We start from the raw sequence: 17746 nt of genomic DNA, 5'->3' as shown, positions 1-17746 counted from the left end.
TTACTGACCGTGCAATGACAACACAGTCAGAATCTTACCCCTACAGAAAAAAGAAGGCTTACAGTCAGCATGAAACGACTTAATTCACAATTGCAAAATGATGGTGCACCGCTAGAACTTATCCTATTGATCAGAACCCTTCTGGCCGGATGTAAAGAAATATCCTTCCGGGTTAGCCAAGGAGCCCTTGCTGGCGTTCTCGGTTCAACGCTAAGTGAAAACGTGCAAGGTGAAAAACAAAAGAAATTAGATGTTATTTCGAATCAAATTTTAAAGGATACGTTGCGTGAATCTGGTTATGTAAAGGCGATTTCTTCTGAGGAAGAAGACAATGTTGTGCCGTGTAATCCTGAAGGGAAGTATTTGGTTAGTTTTGATCCTTTGGATGGTTCTTCGAATACAGAAATCAACAGCCTTATTGGCACGATTTTCTCAATTACGCATGCACCGCAGTGGATGCAACCCGATGATCCGTCGGCATTTTTACAGCCGGGCACGCAAATGGTAGCAGCCGGGTATGTGTTGTATGGTCCTTCCACGATGCTAGCTATGACCACAGGCCGTGGCACCCACTTGTATACTTTGGATAAAACCCATGGCGGATTTCTGGTTACCCAAGCCAATGTGAAGGTACCCGAAGAGACCAGTGAATTTGCGATTAATACATCGAATCAACGACATTGGGAAGAACCGATCCAGCGCTACGTGGCAGACCTAATTGCTGGTTCTGAAGGTCCTCGCAAGAAAGATTACAACATGCGCTGGGTTGCTGCGATGGTGGGTGATATTCATCGCGTACTCTGTCGTGGCGGTATATTTGCCTACCCATTTGATAAGCGTAATCCAGCCAAACCGGGTAAGTTACGCTTATTGTATGAAGCAAACCCAATGGCTTTTCTCATGGAACAAGCGGGTGGATTGGCTGATACCGGTGCGGGCCGGATCATGGAAGTGATGCCCTCTGAAATCCATCAGCGTGTACCTACTCTCTTAGGCTCTAAAAAAGAAGTAGAAGCCTGTTTGAGCTATTACCAAAAGTAAGGTTGCTAGTGAGCTGGGCGAGAGTCGCGGGACCTTGCCCTAGTCGCAATAAACCCTTGCGACAAACGTCGTAAGTGGATGTCAATTGGGTGATAAATCCGTATAATCGTCGGCAAAATTTTAAACCTATTAAAATAAAGGAAACTCTTATGAGCTTGAATGCGATCCCTGCGGGCAATAAGTTACCCGATGAAGTTAATGTGATCATCGAAATTCCAGCGCACTCTGATCCAGTCAAATATGAAGTGGACAAAGACTCTGGCGCGCTATTTGTTGATCGTTTTATGGCAACTTGTATGCATTATCCGACTAACTATGGTTATGTTCCCCATACATTGTCTGACGATGGCGACCCTGTAGACGTGCTAGTTGTTACACCGTTTCCATTGCTGTCTGGGTCTGTGATTGCTGTGCGCCCTATCGGGGTCTTAAAAATGACCGACGAATCAGGTGAAGATGCTAAGGTGTTGGCTGTTCCGGTTGATAAATTGTCTACCATGTACCGCAATGTGCATAAAATCGACGATGTAGAACCCTTGTTGTTAAAGCAAATCGAGCACTTCTTCGCTCACTATAAAGATTTGGAACCAAACAAATGGGTTAAAATCGAAGGTTGGGAAGGTGTTGATGCAGCTAAACACGAGATCACTTCGAGTGTTGAGCGTTATCAACAGCAAGCGTAAGACTTTCTGTCACGTGATGATTTGAAAAAGGGCCCTTAGTGGGCTCTTTTTGGTTTTGCTAAGTAAAACGTGTTAACTAAGAGCCTAATAATAAGTGAGGATCGAATACGTACATGAGACGCATAATTCTATTGCTAATCGCCATTAGCTCTCTCGCTGCAAGCGCTAACGAGTATAAAGAACTTTTTTGGGAAGACATGGCCCCTGCTGATTTTGCCATTCCAGAAATCCCGGTAACTCATGATGGCAGCATGACACAAGCGATGCCTAATGCTCCCGTGATTGAGGCGCTGAATGGACAAAAGGTAAAGATCCCTGGCTTTATTGTGCCGTTAGAGGGTACAGCAGAATTGACCACAGAATTTCTACTGGTGCCATACTTTGGTGCGTGTATTCATGTTCCGCCACCACCGTCGAATCAGATAGTTTATGTAAAATTTACCTCGGGCGTGCCGATAGATAATCTATACGACGCCGTATGGGTGGCGGGCGAGTTGTCGACACAGGGCTGGAGCGGCGACATCGCTTCTGTAGGCTATACCTTGGCAGGCGTCAGCGTAGAGCCATTTGATGGTTAACATTTGTCTAACAATTAGCCTATACTGAGGTTGCCAACGGTTTATTGGCTGATTAAAGAAGGGTAGTTATGAATTTCTTAGCACGTATGTCAATTGCACAAAAACTATACCTGATCCCATTGATCGGTTCGGTGCTATTTGTGGTCTATTTGATTATTACCTATAACACCGCATCGAATAATGTCGATTTGCTTGATGATGCAAAGGATGTGCAGTTTCCGGCCTTAATTGATTCGCGCGAAGCGCTAGTCAATATGGAGAAGGTCAAAGATACTTTAAGCGCGGCTGTCACGACCGGGGATGAGGAGTCATTGGAACGCGCGAAGGAATTCGCTGCCATTACTCAATCAAAGCTATCCGATATCGGTAAAGTTGACCCAACCTTGCGTGCCGAGTCGACCCAAATTTTAAATTTATTTAACGATTATTACGAGACCGCGTTTGCGGTCAGTCAATCCATGGTAGATGGTACCGCAGACTTTTCTAAACTGGCACAGCAATCGCAAGAGATGAACGATGCCTTTGACGCTGCGACTTCGCAATTAGATAGTTTTAGCGACAAACGCTTGAAGACTTTCCAAAGTGCGATAGAAGAAAGTAACGATAGTGCACAGTCACTAATAACCATTGGTTTGTTCATGGGCGTGGGCACTACGGTACTGCTGTTCGCGACAGCATTGCCGGTAGTCACGTCACTGCGCAGCAGCATTGTCGACGTGGTTAAATCGTTAAAAGATATTGCCCAGGAAGATGGCGACCTCACGGTGCGCATCGAAACGCAAAACAAGGATGAAATCGGAGACTTGGTTTATTGGTTTAATCAGTTCGTGACTAAACTGCAAAACGTAGTCCGCGAAATTTCTGAGTCGTCAATGCCACTGGCTGATTTGGCCAATAATCTGAATCAGGTATCGGATCAGACGCAAACCACGATTTCAGCGCAACAACGTTCCGCTGCAGATGCGAAGACTGCGGTCGACAATATGACAATGAGTGTGAACTCAGTTGCGACTAGTGCTGCCGAGGCAGCTGAAGCCGCGACGAATGCTTCAACCGCGGCAAGCGATGGTCAGCGCGTGGTGAATTCAACAGTGAATAGTATTCAAACCTTAGCTGATAGTGTGGAAGAAACTGCTGAAGTTATCCGTAAACTTGAAGCTGACTCTAATCAAGTGGGCGTAGTGTTGGATGTGATCAAAGGCATTGCCGAGCAAACCAATCTATTGGCCCTCAATGCGGCAATTGAGGCCGCGCGCGCAGGTGAGCAGGGGCGCGGATTTGCGGTCGTTGCCGATGAAGTAAGAACGTTGGCATCGCGCACGCAAAAATCCACCGAAGAAATTCAGGCAACTATTGAGCAACTACAAACGGCGGCGCGCTCAGCAGTAACGGTGATGGGCAAAGGCACCGAGCAAGCGTCTGTGAGTGTTGATGAGGCCAACAAAGCTGGCCAAAGCTTAGCGGTAATTAATGAGACGATTGCTAAGATTACACAAATGAATGACTTGATTGCGAATTCAACCGGTGAGCAACAAGCGGTCGCCGATAGTATCAGTGCGAATGTTGATGATATTAATAATCGTACCCATGATACTGCTCGCAGTTCAAGCCAGCTGGGAGAGGTGAGTCAAGAACTGGCGCAACTATCCCAAGAGTTCATTCGTATTATGGGGCAGTTCAAGTACTAGCCGTGTATACCAGGCGATCGGTTAAAATCTAAAAAGGGGGCTTTTAAGCCCCCTTTTTAATGCATTGATTAGCGGGTAATCAGCGTTTTATTTTTGGCTCTCGATCCAGCGTAATATTTTCTGTTCTAATACGGCAAGCGGTAACGCGCCAGTACCCAGCACTTGGGCATGAAATTCTTTGATATCAAAGGCATTACCCAGGGCGCTTTCTGCTTTGCTGCGTAACTCTTGGATCTTCAAAGCACCCACTTTATACGCCAAGGCTTGTGATGGGATTGCAATATAGCGCTCAACCTCCGCGACCACTTCGGTGCGGGTCATGCCTGAGTTGTCTAGCATAAAGTCAATGGCTTGTTCGCGGCTCCAGCCTTTAGCATGAATGCCGGTATCAACGACCAAACGCATCGCGCGTAATTGCTCATCCTGAAGCGTACCGTAGCGGTTCCATGGGTTTTCAAAAAAGCCCATTTCATAGCCTAAGGTTTCTGCATACAGAGCCCAGCCTTCGACATAAGCGGTATTACCACCAAAACGCATAAATGCTGGCAATGCTTCATTTTCTTGTGCGAGACTGATTTGGAAGTGATGGCCTGGCGCACCTTCGTGCAAATATAGCGTCACATTGCCTGTGGTTAAGCGACTCGGAAGATCATACGCGTTGAAATAAAAGGTCCCAGGGCGTGAACCGTCGGGTGTACCTGGCATATATGAACCACCAGCGCTAAATTGCTCAATGGATGGATCATAGGGCTTAATTTCAAGGTCTGACTTAGGTAGTAATGAAAAGTACTCATCAATTTTGGCATCAACATCGCGACCAATTTGATAGTAACTTTCGGTCAATGCTTCTCGGCTAGTTGGTTGAAATTGAGGATCCGTACGTACATAGTCAAAGAATTCGTTTAAGCTCCCAGCAAAGCCAACTTCGTCTTTAATTTGTTGCATACCTGACTTGATCCGAGCAACTTCTTGTAAGCCTAAGTCATGCAGGTAATCAGGGGTTAATGGAAGAGTTGTCGTACTTTCTACCAGTTGCTGATAGAGCTCAGCACCGCCTTTCATTGCACTGAGACCGACGCTTTCGCGGGCAATAGGAAGATATACATCACGCAGAAAATCCCGCATACGAGCCGTAGCGTCATACAACTCTTGTGTCGCGACCTCGTAACGTGCCGTCAATTCAGTTTTCTGTGCGGCACTAAACGATTCAGGAAACTGAATCACCGGCCCCCAAAACTGCGATTCTTTCATTGGTATAGCGAGCTGAGTATCCAATTGTGAGATCACTCGCTCAATGGTTAGTTTTGTTTCAAGAACGCCTGTTTCCATACCTTTTTTAAACCATTCGATCGCACGATCATTAATGGCAATGTAGTCTTTGTGGCGGGATAAATTATCTTCATAGTGTTTAATCGTTTTGAATGGCGCAGCGCCTTTACCACTCGCGAAGTTTGGATAGAACGTATGAAAACCACTGAAGTGATTTACAGGTCGCACAACGGTTAAAGCCCGAATCCCCGCCGATTGGCCTTGCAGCGTTTGTTCCTGGTCATATTTAAATACGTCATACGCTAACTGATCAGTTTCATTCAGCTGTGCGCGGTCGATATGCTTAAGCATTTCCAGGTTCAATAAAGTATCGGTGCGCGAGGCAATATATTGTGCCTCAGTTAAATAGTCACCAATCTTATCGGCGCGACGCATATCACCACGAAATAGACCTGACAGTGGGTTGAGCGCAAGTTGCCGCTCATCTGAATCTGCAAATAGCGCAAACAAGGCATCATGTGCGCTTTGCTGCTGATTAATATTCGCTTCCTGTTGGTTCGCGGCTGCGAAGCTCGTGAGTGGGAAAGCTGCGTGGGTTAATAGCGTGGTGCCGAGCAACACAGATTGAACTAATTTCACCTTAACTCCTAGTTTTGTAGGGTGTTATACGCGCCTCATACTAACTGAGGGTGGTGTAACAAGCGATGGCATAATCGTTAATGAAGCAGGACCCTTTGTAAGCAACTGTTTCAGCACTAATCATCAAACATTGATTTTTGATAACTGATTTATCGTTCAGCGCGCAAGCTCAGAACGAGTTGCTATACTCTATACGGTACCTGTTGGAGTTAGTTAAATGTCGCTGAAAAAATCATTGTATTTATGCCTGTTGATATTGATTGCACCACTCAATCACGCCGAAGAATTAAAGCTCGGTTCGCCATACTTTCCCCCTTACGTTTATTTTGATATTGATGGTGAACTGACAGGGTTGTGGATGACGCAGTTAACCCCTGTACTTGAAAATGCGGGTATCACCTACAACGCAGTACATATTCCGATCAAACGGTTTTATTCTTCAGCTGCAACCGGCAAGATAGACTTATTCGCTATGCCAAAAGGTAGAGCCGGACTGGAAAATGTATTGTTTAGTCAGCAACCCTTCTCACATTTCGATTTGCGGGCGTTTTGGTTGGATGGCAAGCAAGGTATAACATCAACGGCTGAACTCGCGGATAAAAAAGTGGCTTTGATCAAAGGGTATACTTACGGCGGCGTACTGCAAAATGACTTAACGACAGAAGCTCGAAGTAACTTTGTGATCGCAGATAATCAAAATACTGCCTTACAAATGCTACTAAATCATGAGGTCGACTACGTTTTGGGTTATTGGGCAATTATGACCCACTTGCAAGAGTCCTATCCCAACATGCAAATTAATAATATGAAAATTGCTGAGTTGCCCATCTATCTTGCCATCCATAAGAACGTTGCTGGAGCGGAACAACTCATGCAACGCTTTGATGCTGCTATGCAATAGCCATTGGTGTGCAATGAAAATATGACTGAGCGTTTACCCTTATATAAAAAACTGACAGTACTGTTTCGTATTGAACCTGGTTGTTTGGGCCCCCAAGGCGCAGACTACGTTGAAGAGTTTTGCGTGTATGTACGCAAACAATTGAAAAGCTTTGAAAGTGGTATAGTGCGCTGGGTAATCAAGCCGCGCTACGACAAAAGTTTGCCCGAAATCGAGTATTCACTGCAACAACAGCCAGCCGATCAGCAAGCGGTTGAGACGTTTTTCAGCGATGTAGGCAAATCTCTGAGTCAATTCGAAGAAGCGCTGGAAGAAAAATTAGCAGCGTCAGTTGAAGAGTTTTTTGAACGCTGAGCCTCAATGCTTAAGTCTCTCGCAAGTTATCGCGCAGATGATTGGCTGGTCAATATCTCGAGTTTTCGGTAAACTCGCAACTGTATGAAATTAGTCATTGCGTTGTTTTGCATTCTTACATTGAGTTTCTCCGCCACCAGCGGTGGTCTCAGTGTGGCTGCTATTCACGGTGAACATGCTCCCGGTGTCATGCTGCATGATGATGCTGCATGTGCACAGCATGCGGTTACGGCGACCCAAAGCAGCAGCGCACACGACTGCTGCGGTGAAGACAGCACAAACATGATAGCGAATACCTGTGATGAGCAGTGTCAAACCTGCTGCAATGACCTCAATATCAGCCATGTTGCGCTATTAACAGCTGCTAGTCGAATGGGCAATGCTGTTACTAGGGTTAAATTTACATCCTCCACAACGTTGCCAGAAGCACCCCATAGAGATCCCATTATCCCTCCCATTATCTGAATCACAGATTTGTTCAAAGGCCCTTTTCAAGCCAGATAACCGAGTGAGAAACTAGTATCGCAACGTTGTCTCTGACTATCGCCAATCGAACAAATACTATCAATTAATCAATGTTAGCGCGGAATTTTCCTGCCGCAGCGAATACGTTAAATGGAACGACAGAATAAAGATAACCAGGAGTTTGATATTCGTGTTGTTATAACAATTGTCACAGAACCTTGGTTCTGTGGTGGGGTTAAAAGTCAGTAATAAGCATCTTACTGGAAACGACCTCAATATTTGGAGGCTATTGTGAAACCGATTTTTAGCGCACTACTCGTACTACTTTTCGTTGCTGCTGCACCGGCTATCAGGGCGCAGTCTAGTGCAATCTTGACCGAACCAGCGCAGACAGAAAGTGAGCGATATGTTTGCCCAATGCACAGTCATATTGTCAAAGACCATCCAGGGACATGCCCTATCTGCGGAATGGATTTAGTACTCCGTAAGAACAAGCCTAGCAAGCGCCTCGATGTGGCCGTTAGCGGAGCCATGCAACAGGCCATGGCGCTAACCACCGAGATTGCGGGTATCAGTAAATTATGGCGCTTTATCTATACCTACGGTTCAGTCCAGTTTGATGAGACTAGTTTGCAACATATACATCCTAGAGCGTCTGGCTGGATAGAGAAACTCACAGTCAATTCACTGGGGCAACAAGTACGTAAAGGTGAACTGCTTTACGAGTTGTATGCGCCTGATCTACTCGTTGCGCAGGAAGATTTTCTCTTACTTTTATCTTCCCAAGCGAAGAATAAGCCGTTGCTTGAACGGAGTAAGCGACGCTTAAGTTTACTGGGTATGGAGCCAAAACTGATTGAGCAACTAGAGCAAACCCGCCAAGTCCGTTATCAAGTTCCTTATTACGCTCAGCAGGATGGGATTGTCTCTGCGCTAGATGTGCGCGAGGGTATGTATATTGAGCCAGGGGTTAGCATTATGACTGTCGCCGACCTCTCGAAGGTGTGGGTGATTGCCGATGTATTTGAACACCAGATGGATTGGGTTAAAACCGGCAAGGCTATAGAGATTGATATTCCCGCACTGGATCTGTACAAACTTGAGGGCACCGTTGAGTTTATCTATCCAACCTTGGATCCAGTCACGCGTACCTTGCAAGTGCGGTTGGTACTGGATAACCCTGAACAACGGTTAAAACCTGATATGTTGGCCACCGTGCGCATTTACGCTGGGCCAAAGGAAACGCTAAATATTCCGGTAGACGCATTGATCCAAACCGAGAAGCATAATCGAGTTTTCGTACAAGTGGATGATGGTACTTTCCAACGCCGTGATGTCGAAGTTGGGATTGTGACTCATGGCCGTGCCGAGATTCTTGCCGGATTAGACGTTGGCGAGCGAGTAGTGACTGCGGGACAATTTTTGCTCGACGCAGAAGCCAATCTCAATAATGTGGCGACACGTACCCGTGCGCTTCCTCCGCAGCATCAGCACTAGGAGACGCAAATGTTGTCTAAGATTATAACCGCTTGTGCGCATCGGCCTTATCTGGTGCTACTAGTCGCGGTATTGTGTTTGGCAGCGGGTTATCGCGCAATGCTACAAACCCCCGTTGATGCGATCCCCGATCTCAGTGATGTCCAAGTGATTGTTAAGGTGAATTACCCCGGCCAAGCCCCCGATCTTGTCGAACAGCAGATCACTTATCCGTTGTCGACGATTTTAATGTCGGTACCGGGCAGTGAGACCGTGCGGGGGTATTCATTTTTTGGCGATGCCTACCTCTATGTGATCTTTGATGAAAATACCGACTTGTATTGGGCGCGCGCGCGGGTGCTCGAGTATTTGAATCAGGCGCAAAGCGAATTGCCTATGGGCACATCTATTGAGTTAGGGCCTGATGCATCCGGGGTTGGTTGGATATTTCAATATGTTTTACGCGACAGTTCGGGTACCCACAATCTTGCCGATCTGACCCGCTTGCAAGATTGGTTTATTCGCCAAGAGTTGCAATCGGTTGCAGGCGTTAGCGAAATCGCAAAAGTGGGAGGCATGGTTCAAACCTATCAGGTGGTGATTGACCCACTGAAACTGGTTAATTACCAGCTCACCTTGGCGCAGGTCCGTAACGCAATTGTTACGGCGAATAATGACGTTGGTGGCTCAGTGATTGAGTTGGGCGAAGCGGAATACATGGTGCGCAGTAAAGGTTATTTAACCTCACTGACTGACTTTTCGACTATCCCATTGGGAATTGATAATGCACTAGGCACTCCACTTCAGTTAAAAGACGTTGCAACAGTGCGCTTAGGGCCACAAACTCGCCGCGGCGTGGCTGATTGGAATGGTGAGGGCGAAGTCGTTGGCGGTATTGTCGTGATGCGCGATGGTGAAAATGCATTGGCGGTAATCGATGACATAAAAGCTAAAATTGAGCAGTTGCAATCTGCACTTCCACCGGGGGTCACCATTGAGACTGCCTATGACAGAACGGGCTTGATCACACGTGCTATCGAATTTTTGCAAGAGAAGTTAGTGCAAGAAATGTTAGTTGTGATTGTGGTTTGCGGGTTGTTCCTGCTGCATGTGCGGGCAACATTGATCGTTGCTTTGTGCCTACCTAGCGCTCTTCTTCTGGGCTTTGCATTAATGCGTGCGTTTGATATTAACGCCAATTTGATGTCTTTGGGCGGTATCGCTATTGCAATCGGCGCTTTGGTTGATGCAGCAATTGTTATGGTCGAGAACGTACAGAAGCATCAGGAGGATGCCCGTAAGCATGCCCGCACTGTTACTCATGTGCAGCTCGTTAAAACCGCCTGCATTGAAGTCGGTCCAGCGCTGTTCTTTTCATTGCTGATCATAACCTTAAGTTTTATCCCAATTTTTGCCCTTGAAGGACAAGAAGGGCGCTTATTTTCACCGCTTGCGTTTACCAAAACCTTTGTGATGGCAGCCGCTGCACTATTGTCCATTACATTAGTGCCTGCATTGGTTGTTTTACTGTTAAAGGGGCGTGTGCCAGAAGAAGACAAAAACTGGTTAAACCGTGGCCTAAAAGCATTGTATCGCCCGTTTTTAAACGCCGCTTTACGTTGGCCATATTTGATTGTGGTATTAGCGATAGGTCTTGGCGCATCAGCAATCTACCCATGGCAAAAATTGGGTAGTGAGTTTATGCCAACCTTTGACGAAGGGGACCTGCTGTATATGCCCACCACATTACCGGGAGTTTCTATTCAAGAAGCGGGGCAGATATTACAGCAAACCGATCGCCTAATTAAAACAATCCCGGAAGTAAAAAGTGTATTCGGCAAAGTGGGAAGAGCAGAGACTGCTACCGATCCCGCGCCGTTAACGATGATAGAAACGACGATCCAATTGCATCCTAAAGCTGAGTGGCGAAGCGGCATCACGTTGGATGACATCATTGATGAGTTAGACAATACGGTGCAATTTCCCGGCCTCACGAATGCATGGGTGCAACCGATAAAAACCCGTATCGATATGTTAAGTACAGGAGTAAAAACGCCCGTTGGGATCAAGTTGTCGGGCGACAGTTTGGCGGATATATCGGCGGCGACCACCCGTATTGAACAAATCGTTGGGGGGATCAATGGGACTTCATCGGTTATTGGCGAGCGTCCTTTATCCGGGCGTTATCTCGATATTACGCCGAATCGTTTTGCGGCCAGTCGCTACGGGCTAACGGTTGAAGATATTCAAGATGTGGTGCGCTCAGCCATTGGCGGAGCCGTCGTGGCCACTTCGATACAAGGCACAGAGCGCTTTCCGATCAATGTGCGCTATCCGCGCAGTTATCGTACCGATCTGCAGTCCATAAAAACCTTGCCCTTTGCCAGCCCAACGGGTGCATGGGTGACGCTTGAGCAGGTGGCTGATATCCGGTTAAGTGATGGGCCATCGATGATCAAATCGGAGAATGCCAGAACCATTGGATGGGTGTTTATTGATTTGGCGCCGCAAGTCGTCATGGGAGACTACGTCAAGAAGCTTGAGGAGGCCTTGGCGACAGTTGACCTACCCCAGAAGGTTACTTGGAGTATTGCGGGTCAGTATGAATATCAACAGCGGGTAGCGGATAAGATGGCTTGGATAGTACCGGCAACATTAGTCATTATATTCGTATTACTGCAATTACTGTTTAAGCAAACTTGGCAGGCGCTGTTGGTTATGGCAACACTGCCGATTGCCTTGGCCGGTTCATTATGGATGGTGTATTGGCTGGACTTTCAGCTATCAGTGGCGTTAGCGGTGGGGATGATTGCACTAGCCGGCGTTGCGGCAGAGTTTGGCGTGGTCATGTTGCTGTATCTCAACAACAGTTGGGAGCAACAAACCGGCAGCGCGCAAGATAAGATCAGCTATGGGGCGCTTCAGCGCGTGCGACCGAAAGCCATTACAGTGCTGACAATTATCGCCGGCTTGATACCCATTATGCTGGGCGAAGGTAGCGGTAGCGAAATAATGCAGCGCATTGCAGCACCCATGTTGGGCGGAATGTTGGTCAGTCCGTTGCTGTCGATGTTAGTGATCCCCGCCGTTTATTGGCTAGTGAAACGTGGGACAATGGATAAACCCTAGTTCTGTCGGTGGACATAAGGAGGGCAATGCCCTCCCCGAGGTTTACTGACCTGCAGTGTAGATATTTTCGGCGCGGTTAAAAAGCATCCATGAAGTAAGAATGTACTTATCGTTAGAGATCGGCATGCAGCCGCGATGCGTATGGGTAAAGTACGCTGGTGCAATGACCATTCGCCCGGTTTGCGGTTGAATCGATTTATTTTGATAAATAAAGTCTGTTGTACCGCCTTCGTCAACATCATTGAGGTAATACATAAACAGCAAATTGCGGTGCAAAGCTTCGTTGTGCCCTTGCTGTGGATACACCTCGGAGTGCCAGTAGGGGTAACCACCTTCACCGGCTTTATAGTGCTGTGCATTCACTTCACCTATACGAAATAAGTAGTTTAATAGATTCCGTAAATTGGGCCGCCCGACCTCAGCATAATTTTCATCCGTTAAACGTACTGGTTGTTTGGTTTCAGGGTGAGCAACGGTCAATCCAATCGGACCGATCAAGGCGAAGTGATACTTGTCGATGTAGCGTAATAAGTGTTCACCGGTGATCTGTAAGACCTTTTGAAACAATGGGGCAAATTCAGGGTGCTGGCTAAAAGAAACATCGGTACTCTTTTTACGCTCAGGATCGACACCACCGCCGGTACGCCCGGGGTTTTTATTTGGACTCGCTTGAAATGCCTGAATAATTTCTAAACACAGATCAGCTGGCAACGCCTTATCAATAACTTCGATAAAATCGGTATTTGTGGTTGTCTGTTGCTCAGTTTTCATTGCTCGTTTCCTTGATATGGGCAAGTAGTTGCTGTTTAAGCTCGCCTTCTATAGGCTGCGATTTTTGGCTCTGGTAGTCAAAATGTACCATCGTGGTAGTACCCGACGCACAGCAGACATCCTGTTGCCAAACTTCTTGATAAACATCAAAAGAACTTTTGCCTAAACGACTGATCCACGTTTTGATGGTGACGGCTTGTCCGTAATAGATTTGCTTCAGAAAATCGACTTTATAGCTGGCTAAGATCAGCGGCCAATTAGCCAAGTCTAATTCAGGGGTGAAAAGCCTAAAGATTGGTTCACGGGCGGTTTCAAACCAACCAACGACGACAGTATTACTGACATGTCGTAGGGCATCTGTTTCGTAAAATCTGACGTTAAATTGTTCTGATAACATAACGTTTAGTTCCTGCTTAGTACTTATTATTGTTGTTTTAGCATGGGTTTTAAGAAATGCCCGGTGTGGCTTTTCTTGACCTTACAAATGGCCTCGGGGGTGCCCTCTGCAATTATGTTTCCGCCGCCAGCACCGCCTTCAGGACCAAGGTCGACAATCCAGTCGGCAGTTTTAATCACATCTAAGTTGTGCTCAATAACTACCACCGTATTGCCGTGGTCACGCAAGCGATGCAGAACAGTAAGTAACTGGCGAATATCATGGAAGTGCAAGCCAGTGGTCGGCTCATCAAGAATATACAGAGTCTTACCTGTGTCGCGCTTAGATAATTCGCGGGCCAGCTTTACCCGTTGCGCTTCACCACCCGATAGGGTGGTTGCCGCTTGACCCAAACGAATATAGGACAGCCCAACATCCATCAAGGTTTGCAGTTTGCGCGATATGGCTGGGATTGCATCAAAGAATTCACGGGCATCCTCCACCGTCATTTCCAAGACTTCATGGATGTTTTTACCCTTATAACGGATCTCTAAGGTTTCACGATTATAACGTTTGCCATGACATACATCACAGGGTACGTAGACATCGGGTAAAAAGTGCATCTCGACTTTGATCACGCCGTCACCCTGGCAAGCTTCACAGCGCCCACCTTTAACGTTAAAACTAAAGCGCCCCACTTTATAACCGCGCGAGCGTGATTCTTGGGTTCCAGCAAAGAGCTCACGGATAGGGGTGAAAATTCCCGCATAGGTTGCTGGGTTCGAGCGCGGCGTTCGACCGATCGGGCTTTGGTCAATGTCTACCACTTTATCTAGGTGTTCCATACCGCTAATGGTGTCGTAGGGTGCTGGTTCACCCGTGGTGGCACCGTTCAATTCACGGTGCGCAATGCGATAGAAAGTATCATTAATTAAGGTCGACTTACCCGAGCCAGATACGCCGGTAACACACGTCATTAGGCCAACTGGGATCGATAAATTAACATTCTTAAGGTTGTTACCACGTGCGCCGGTGAGTTGAATGTACAGATCATCTTTAGGAGTACCGCGCTTTTTCGGCACTGCAATGATTTCGCGGCCGCTGAGGTAGGCACCAGTTAAGGAACGTTCGTTCTTTAATATATCTTCGAGGGTTCCCTGAGCAATAATTTCACCGCCATGCACCCCAGCGCCCGGGCCAATATCCACAATGTGATCAGCTTCACGTACAGCATCTTCATCGTGTTCAACCACGATCACCGTGTTACCTAAATCACGTAAATGCGTAAGTGTCTTTAACAAACGTTCATTATCCCGTTGGTGCAAGCCAATCGACGGTTCATCCAATACATACATAACCCCAACCAATCCAGCACCGATTTGGCTGGCAAGCCGAATGCGCTGCGCTTCTCCGCCTGACAGGGTGTCGGCACTGCGTGACATCGAGAGGTAATTCAGCCCCACGTTGACTAGGAAACCCAAGCGATCTTGAATTTCTTTTAGGATCTTTTCGGCAATCTTTGCGCGTTGACCAGACAGTGCCAGTGAGTCAAAAAAATCAAAGGCTTCAGCAATGGACTTGTTTGCCACTTCCGGCAAATTGATGTCATCGATGAACACGTTGCGTGCTTCCAGTCGCAAGCGTGACCCACCGCAGCTGCCGCAAGGTTGGTGGCTAAGGTACTTGGCTAGCTCTTCACGCACCGCGTTGGATTCGGTTTCACGATAGCGCCGCTCCATGTTGGGTATAATCCCCTCGAAGGGATGATTGCGCTCCATCACATCGCCGCGATCGTTAATGTATTTGAATTTCAGTGATTTACCCTTACTGCCATGCAAGACAATGTCTTTGGCTTTATCCGCAAGAGAATCAAAGGGGACACTGAGATCAAACTGAAAATGCTCTGCTACCGCTTGCAACATTTGGAAGTAGTAGTAACTGCGTTTATCCCAACCGCGGATCGCTCCGCCTGACAGGCTAAGTTCAGGGTTAGCTACGACACGGGCGGGATCAAAAAACTGGCGAGTGCCCAGTCCATCGCAACTTTGACACGCTCCCGCGGGATTGTTAAACGAAAAAATCCGCGGCTCTAACTCGGTGATGCTATAGCCACAGTGTGGGCAGGCAAAATTCGCTGAAAAGACAATTTCTTCCTGTTCCGGCTCATCCATGTAGGCAACTTTGGCGCTACCAGCAGACAACTGCAGTGCTGTTTCGAAGGACTCTGCTAAACGCAGTTGTAAGTCTTCACGCACCTTAAAGCGGTCAAGGACAACTTCAATGGTGTGCTTTTTGTGCAGGTCCAGTGTGGGTGGATCAGATAAATCACAGACTTCGCCGTCGATACGCGCACGAATGTACCCTTGTGCTGCTAGGCTTTCGAGGATCTTGATATGTTCACCCTTACGCTCTTGGACGACGGGGGCAAGTAGCATCAGCTTAGTGCCTTCTGGCATTGCCAATACTTTATCAACCATTTGACTAATGGTTTGCGCATTCAACGGTACATGGTGGTCAGGGCAACGCGGCTCGCCCACACGGGCATACAACAAACGCAAGTAATCGTAGATTTCAGTAATCGTACCCACCGTTGAGCGTGGGTTGTGCGATGTTGACTTCTGTTCGATAGAGATTGCCGGTGACAACCCTTCTATGTGATCCACATCGGGCTTTTCCATCATCGACAAAAATTGCCGCGCGTAGGCCGACAACGATTCAACATAGCGGCGCTGACCTTCGGCATATAAAGTATCGAATGCCAAGGAAGACTTGCCCGAACCTGACAATCCCGTAATCACGATCAATTTATCTCTGGGAAGCGTTAAATTTATGTTTTTCAGGTTGTGGGTGCGAGCACCGCGAACTTCAATTTTATCCATATTGCCGCTTAGAAAAGGAAAACCACCAGTATGCCACAGTGGAGCAAGAAAATATCGCTTGTTTACGAATTCGTTTACGTCTGGATCAATCAATTGTGGTACACTCTCGCGCCGTTAATAGGGAGCTCGAAAGAAGATTGAACGCAGTAGAGATTAGAACCGCTTTATCACTCGCGGCAGTATATATGTCGCGGATGTTAGGTTTGTTCATGGTTATGCCGGTGTTGGCCATTGCGGCGACTGAGTTTGCTGGTTTTTCACCGTTGTTACTCGGCTTAGCCATTGGTGGCTATGGACTGACGCAAGCCGTGTTACAGATCCCTATGGGTATGTTGTCGGATCGTATCGGGCGTAAACCCGTGATCATCGCTGGACTGAGTGTCTTTGCCCTTGGCAGTATTCTTGCAGCTCTGGCAGATAGCTTATGGTTACTGATCCTTGGGCGTATTTTACAAGGTGCTGGTGCGATTGCTGGCGCAGTCATGGCGCTTGCCGCAGATACTACAAGAGTTGAGCAACGCACCAAAGTAATGGCAATTATTGGGGTGTCGATTGGCATGTCTTTTTACGTTGCCATCCTATTAGGCCCGTTACTTGCGCCCATTGCCGGTTTATCCGGTTTGTTTGGATTGACCGCAATCTTTGCCGTGGTCTCTATTTTTCTGGTGATATTTGCAGTCCCAAATACGCAGCAACTGCAATCCAGTGGTGAGGTTTTACCGCAGAAACAACAGCTAAGGGAACTGTTGTATCAGCCTGAACTATTCAAGTTAAACCTCAGTGTTGCCCTGCTGCATATGATGATTACGATACTATTTGTGAATTTACCGGTGCAGCTACGCTCGGTCGGCTTAGATTTATCAGCGCAATGGCAATTTTACGCGCCGGTTTTCGCTGTGTCACTGTTGTTGCTGGGTGCCTATATGCAAGTCGCCAAGCGTATCAAAACGTCTGTGGCTATCCAGATCCCAATTATTTGCTTATTAGTCGCATTTTGGGGCTTTGGTTACATGCCGCTAACGTCTAGCAGCGTGGCTATTTTTACCCTGATATTTTTTGTCGGATTTAACTTCTTAGAAGCACGCTTCCCCGCATTGGTTTCAATGTTTGCGCCTGCTGGTTCAAGGGGTAGCGCAATGGGTATATATGCCAGTTTTCAGTTCTTTGGGGCATTTTTAGGGGGCATGCTTTCCGGCACATTGATCAGTTGGTTTGGGCAACAAACCTTGTATGCTGTTTTGATTGGGATGTGCGTGCTTTGGGTTAGTTTATTTTTGAGATTTGTTGGTCACACGCAATTAAAACGCGTTACACTAGCGCTAGATCCTTCACAGACAGATGCAGGTGCAATCACTCAGGCCTTAATCCAGTTAAAAGGCGTTATTGAGGTTAACCCAGTGCTTAATGAAGGCGTTGTATATTTGAAAGTCGACCCGATGTTTGATCAGCAACAGGCAAAACAAGCACTCGCGAACGATAAGAATTAGGAGAAAGTGG

14 protein-coding genes are annotated in these 17746 nt (G+C 47.1%); 10 read left to right on the top strand and 4 right to left on the bottom strand.

The features are described from left to right. Positions 1–69: 69 nt before the first annotated feature. The 4 genes from AC121Z_RS16375 (at position 70) to AC121Z_RS16360 (ending at position 3990) form a co-directional block, all read left to right on the top strand. The gene (locus AC121Z_RS16375; RefSeq protein ID WP_498125385.1) at positions 70–1041 is read left to right on the top strand and encodes a class 1 fructose-bisphosphatase; all 972 of its coding nucleotides are present in this window, start codon (positions 70–72) and stop codon (positions 1039–1041) included. 149 nt (positions 1042–1190) lie between these two features. Continuing rightward, positions 1191–1724 carry an inorganic diphosphatase gene (gene ppa, locus AC121Z_RS16370; protein WP_498125383.1) on the top strand — a complete coding sequence of 178 codons (534 nt, stop codon included), beginning with the start codon at positions 1191–1193 and terminating at the stop codon, positions 1722–1724. A 113-nt stretch (positions 1725–1837) separates the two neighbouring features. Further along, positions 1838–2302, top strand: coding sequence for a DUF3299 domain-containing protein (locus AC121Z_RS16365; RefSeq protein WP_498125381.1), 465 nt, complete (start codon positions 1838–1840; stop codon positions 2300–2302). A 68-nt stretch (positions 2303–2370) separates the two neighbouring features. After that, positions 2371–3990 carry a methyl-accepting chemotaxis protein gene (locus AC121Z_RS16360; protein WP_498125380.1) on the top strand — a complete coding sequence of 540 codons (1620 nt, stop codon included), beginning with the start codon at positions 2371–2373 and terminating at the stop codon, positions 3988–3990. Positions 3991–4077: 87 nt separating this feature from the next. Here the strand turns inward: AC121Z_RS16360 and AC121Z_RS16355 are convergent, their stop codons facing one another. Then, positions 4078–5898: a DUF885 domain-containing protein gene (locus tag AC121Z_RS16355; protein ID WP_498125378.1), complete on the bottom strand. Its 1821-nt coding sequence runs from the start codon at positions 5896–5898 to the stop codon at positions 4078–4080. Positions 5899–6115: 217 nt separating this feature from the next. Between AC121Z_RS16355 and AC121Z_RS16350 the strand changes: the two genes are divergently transcribed. From AC121Z_RS16350 to AC121Z_RS16330, 5 genes are all read left to right on the top strand, one after another. Then, positions 6116–6799, top strand: a complete 684-nt coding sequence (locus AC121Z_RS16350) for a substrate-binding periplasmic protein (RefSeq protein ID WP_498125377.1) — start codon at positions 6116–6118, stop codon at positions 6797–6799. A gap of 21 nt (positions 6800–6820) precedes the next feature. Further along, the gene (locus AC121Z_RS16345) at positions 6821–7153 is read left to right on the top strand and encodes a hypothetical protein (protein WP_498125376.1); all 333 of its coding nucleotides are present in this window, start codon (positions 6821–6823) and stop codon (positions 7151–7153) included. A gap of 84 nt (positions 7154–7237) precedes the next feature. After that, a complete protein-coding gene (locus tag AC121Z_RS16340; RefSeq protein ID WP_498125375.1) occupies positions 7238–7618 on the top strand; it encodes a hypothetical protein in 381 nt (126 codons plus the stop codon). Positions 7619–7909: 291 nt separating this feature from the next. Next, positions 7910–9115 carry an efflux RND transporter periplasmic adaptor subunit gene (locus AC121Z_RS16335; protein WP_498125373.1) on the top strand — a complete coding sequence of 402 codons (1206 nt, stop codon included), beginning with the start codon at positions 7910–7912 and terminating at the stop codon, positions 9113–9115. 9 nt (positions 9116–9124) lie between these two features. After that, the gene (locus tag AC121Z_RS16330) at positions 9125–12223 is read left to right on the top strand and encodes an efflux RND transporter permease subunit (protein ID WP_498125372.1); all 3099 of its coding nucleotides are present in this window, start codon (positions 9125–9127) and stop codon (positions 12221–12223) included. Between the two features lie 42 nt (positions 12224–12265). Here the strand turns inward: AC121Z_RS16330 and AC121Z_RS16325 are convergent, their stop codons facing one another. Genes AC121Z_RS16325 through uvrA form a run of 3 tightly spaced genes read right to left on the bottom strand, consistent with a single transcriptional unit; the run spans position 12266 to position 16249 of the window. Continuing rightward, on the bottom strand, positions 12266–12994 hold the full coding sequence (locus AC121Z_RS16325) for a 2OG-Fe(II) oxygenase (RefSeq protein ID WP_498125371.1): 729 nt from the start codon (positions 12992–12994) through the stop codon (positions 12266–12268). Then, positions 12984–13391 carry an acyl-CoA thioesterase gene (locus tag AC121Z_RS16320; protein WP_498125370.1) on the bottom strand — a complete coding sequence of 136 codons (408 nt, stop codon included), beginning with the start codon at positions 13389–13391 and terminating at the stop codon, positions 12984–12986. Before AC121Z_RS16320 ends, AC121Z_RS16325 begins: the two co-directional genes overlap by 11 nt. A 26-nt stretch (positions 13392–13417) precedes the next feature. Beyond that, positions 13418–16249 (bottom strand): excinuclease ABC subunit UvrA, encoded by a 2832-nt coding sequence (uvrA, locus tag AC121Z_RS16315; RefSeq protein WP_498125368.1) that lies wholly within the window; start codon positions 16247–16249, stop codon positions 13418–13420. A 185-nt stretch (positions 16250–16434) separates the two neighbouring features. Between uvrA and AC121Z_RS16310 the strand changes: the two genes are divergently transcribed. After that, positions 16435–17736 carry an MFS transporter gene (locus AC121Z_RS16310; RefSeq protein WP_498125366.1) on the top strand — a complete coding sequence of 434 codons (1302 nt, stop codon included), beginning with the start codon at positions 16435–16437 and terminating at the stop codon, positions 17734–17736. Positions 17737–17746 lie beyond the last annotated feature (10 nt).

The organism is Alteromonas sp. DYW1 (assembly GCF_059752595.1).
The sequence above is the reverse complement of the archived record's forward strand: the minus strand, read 5'-3'. Positions and strand labels throughout refer to the sequence as shown.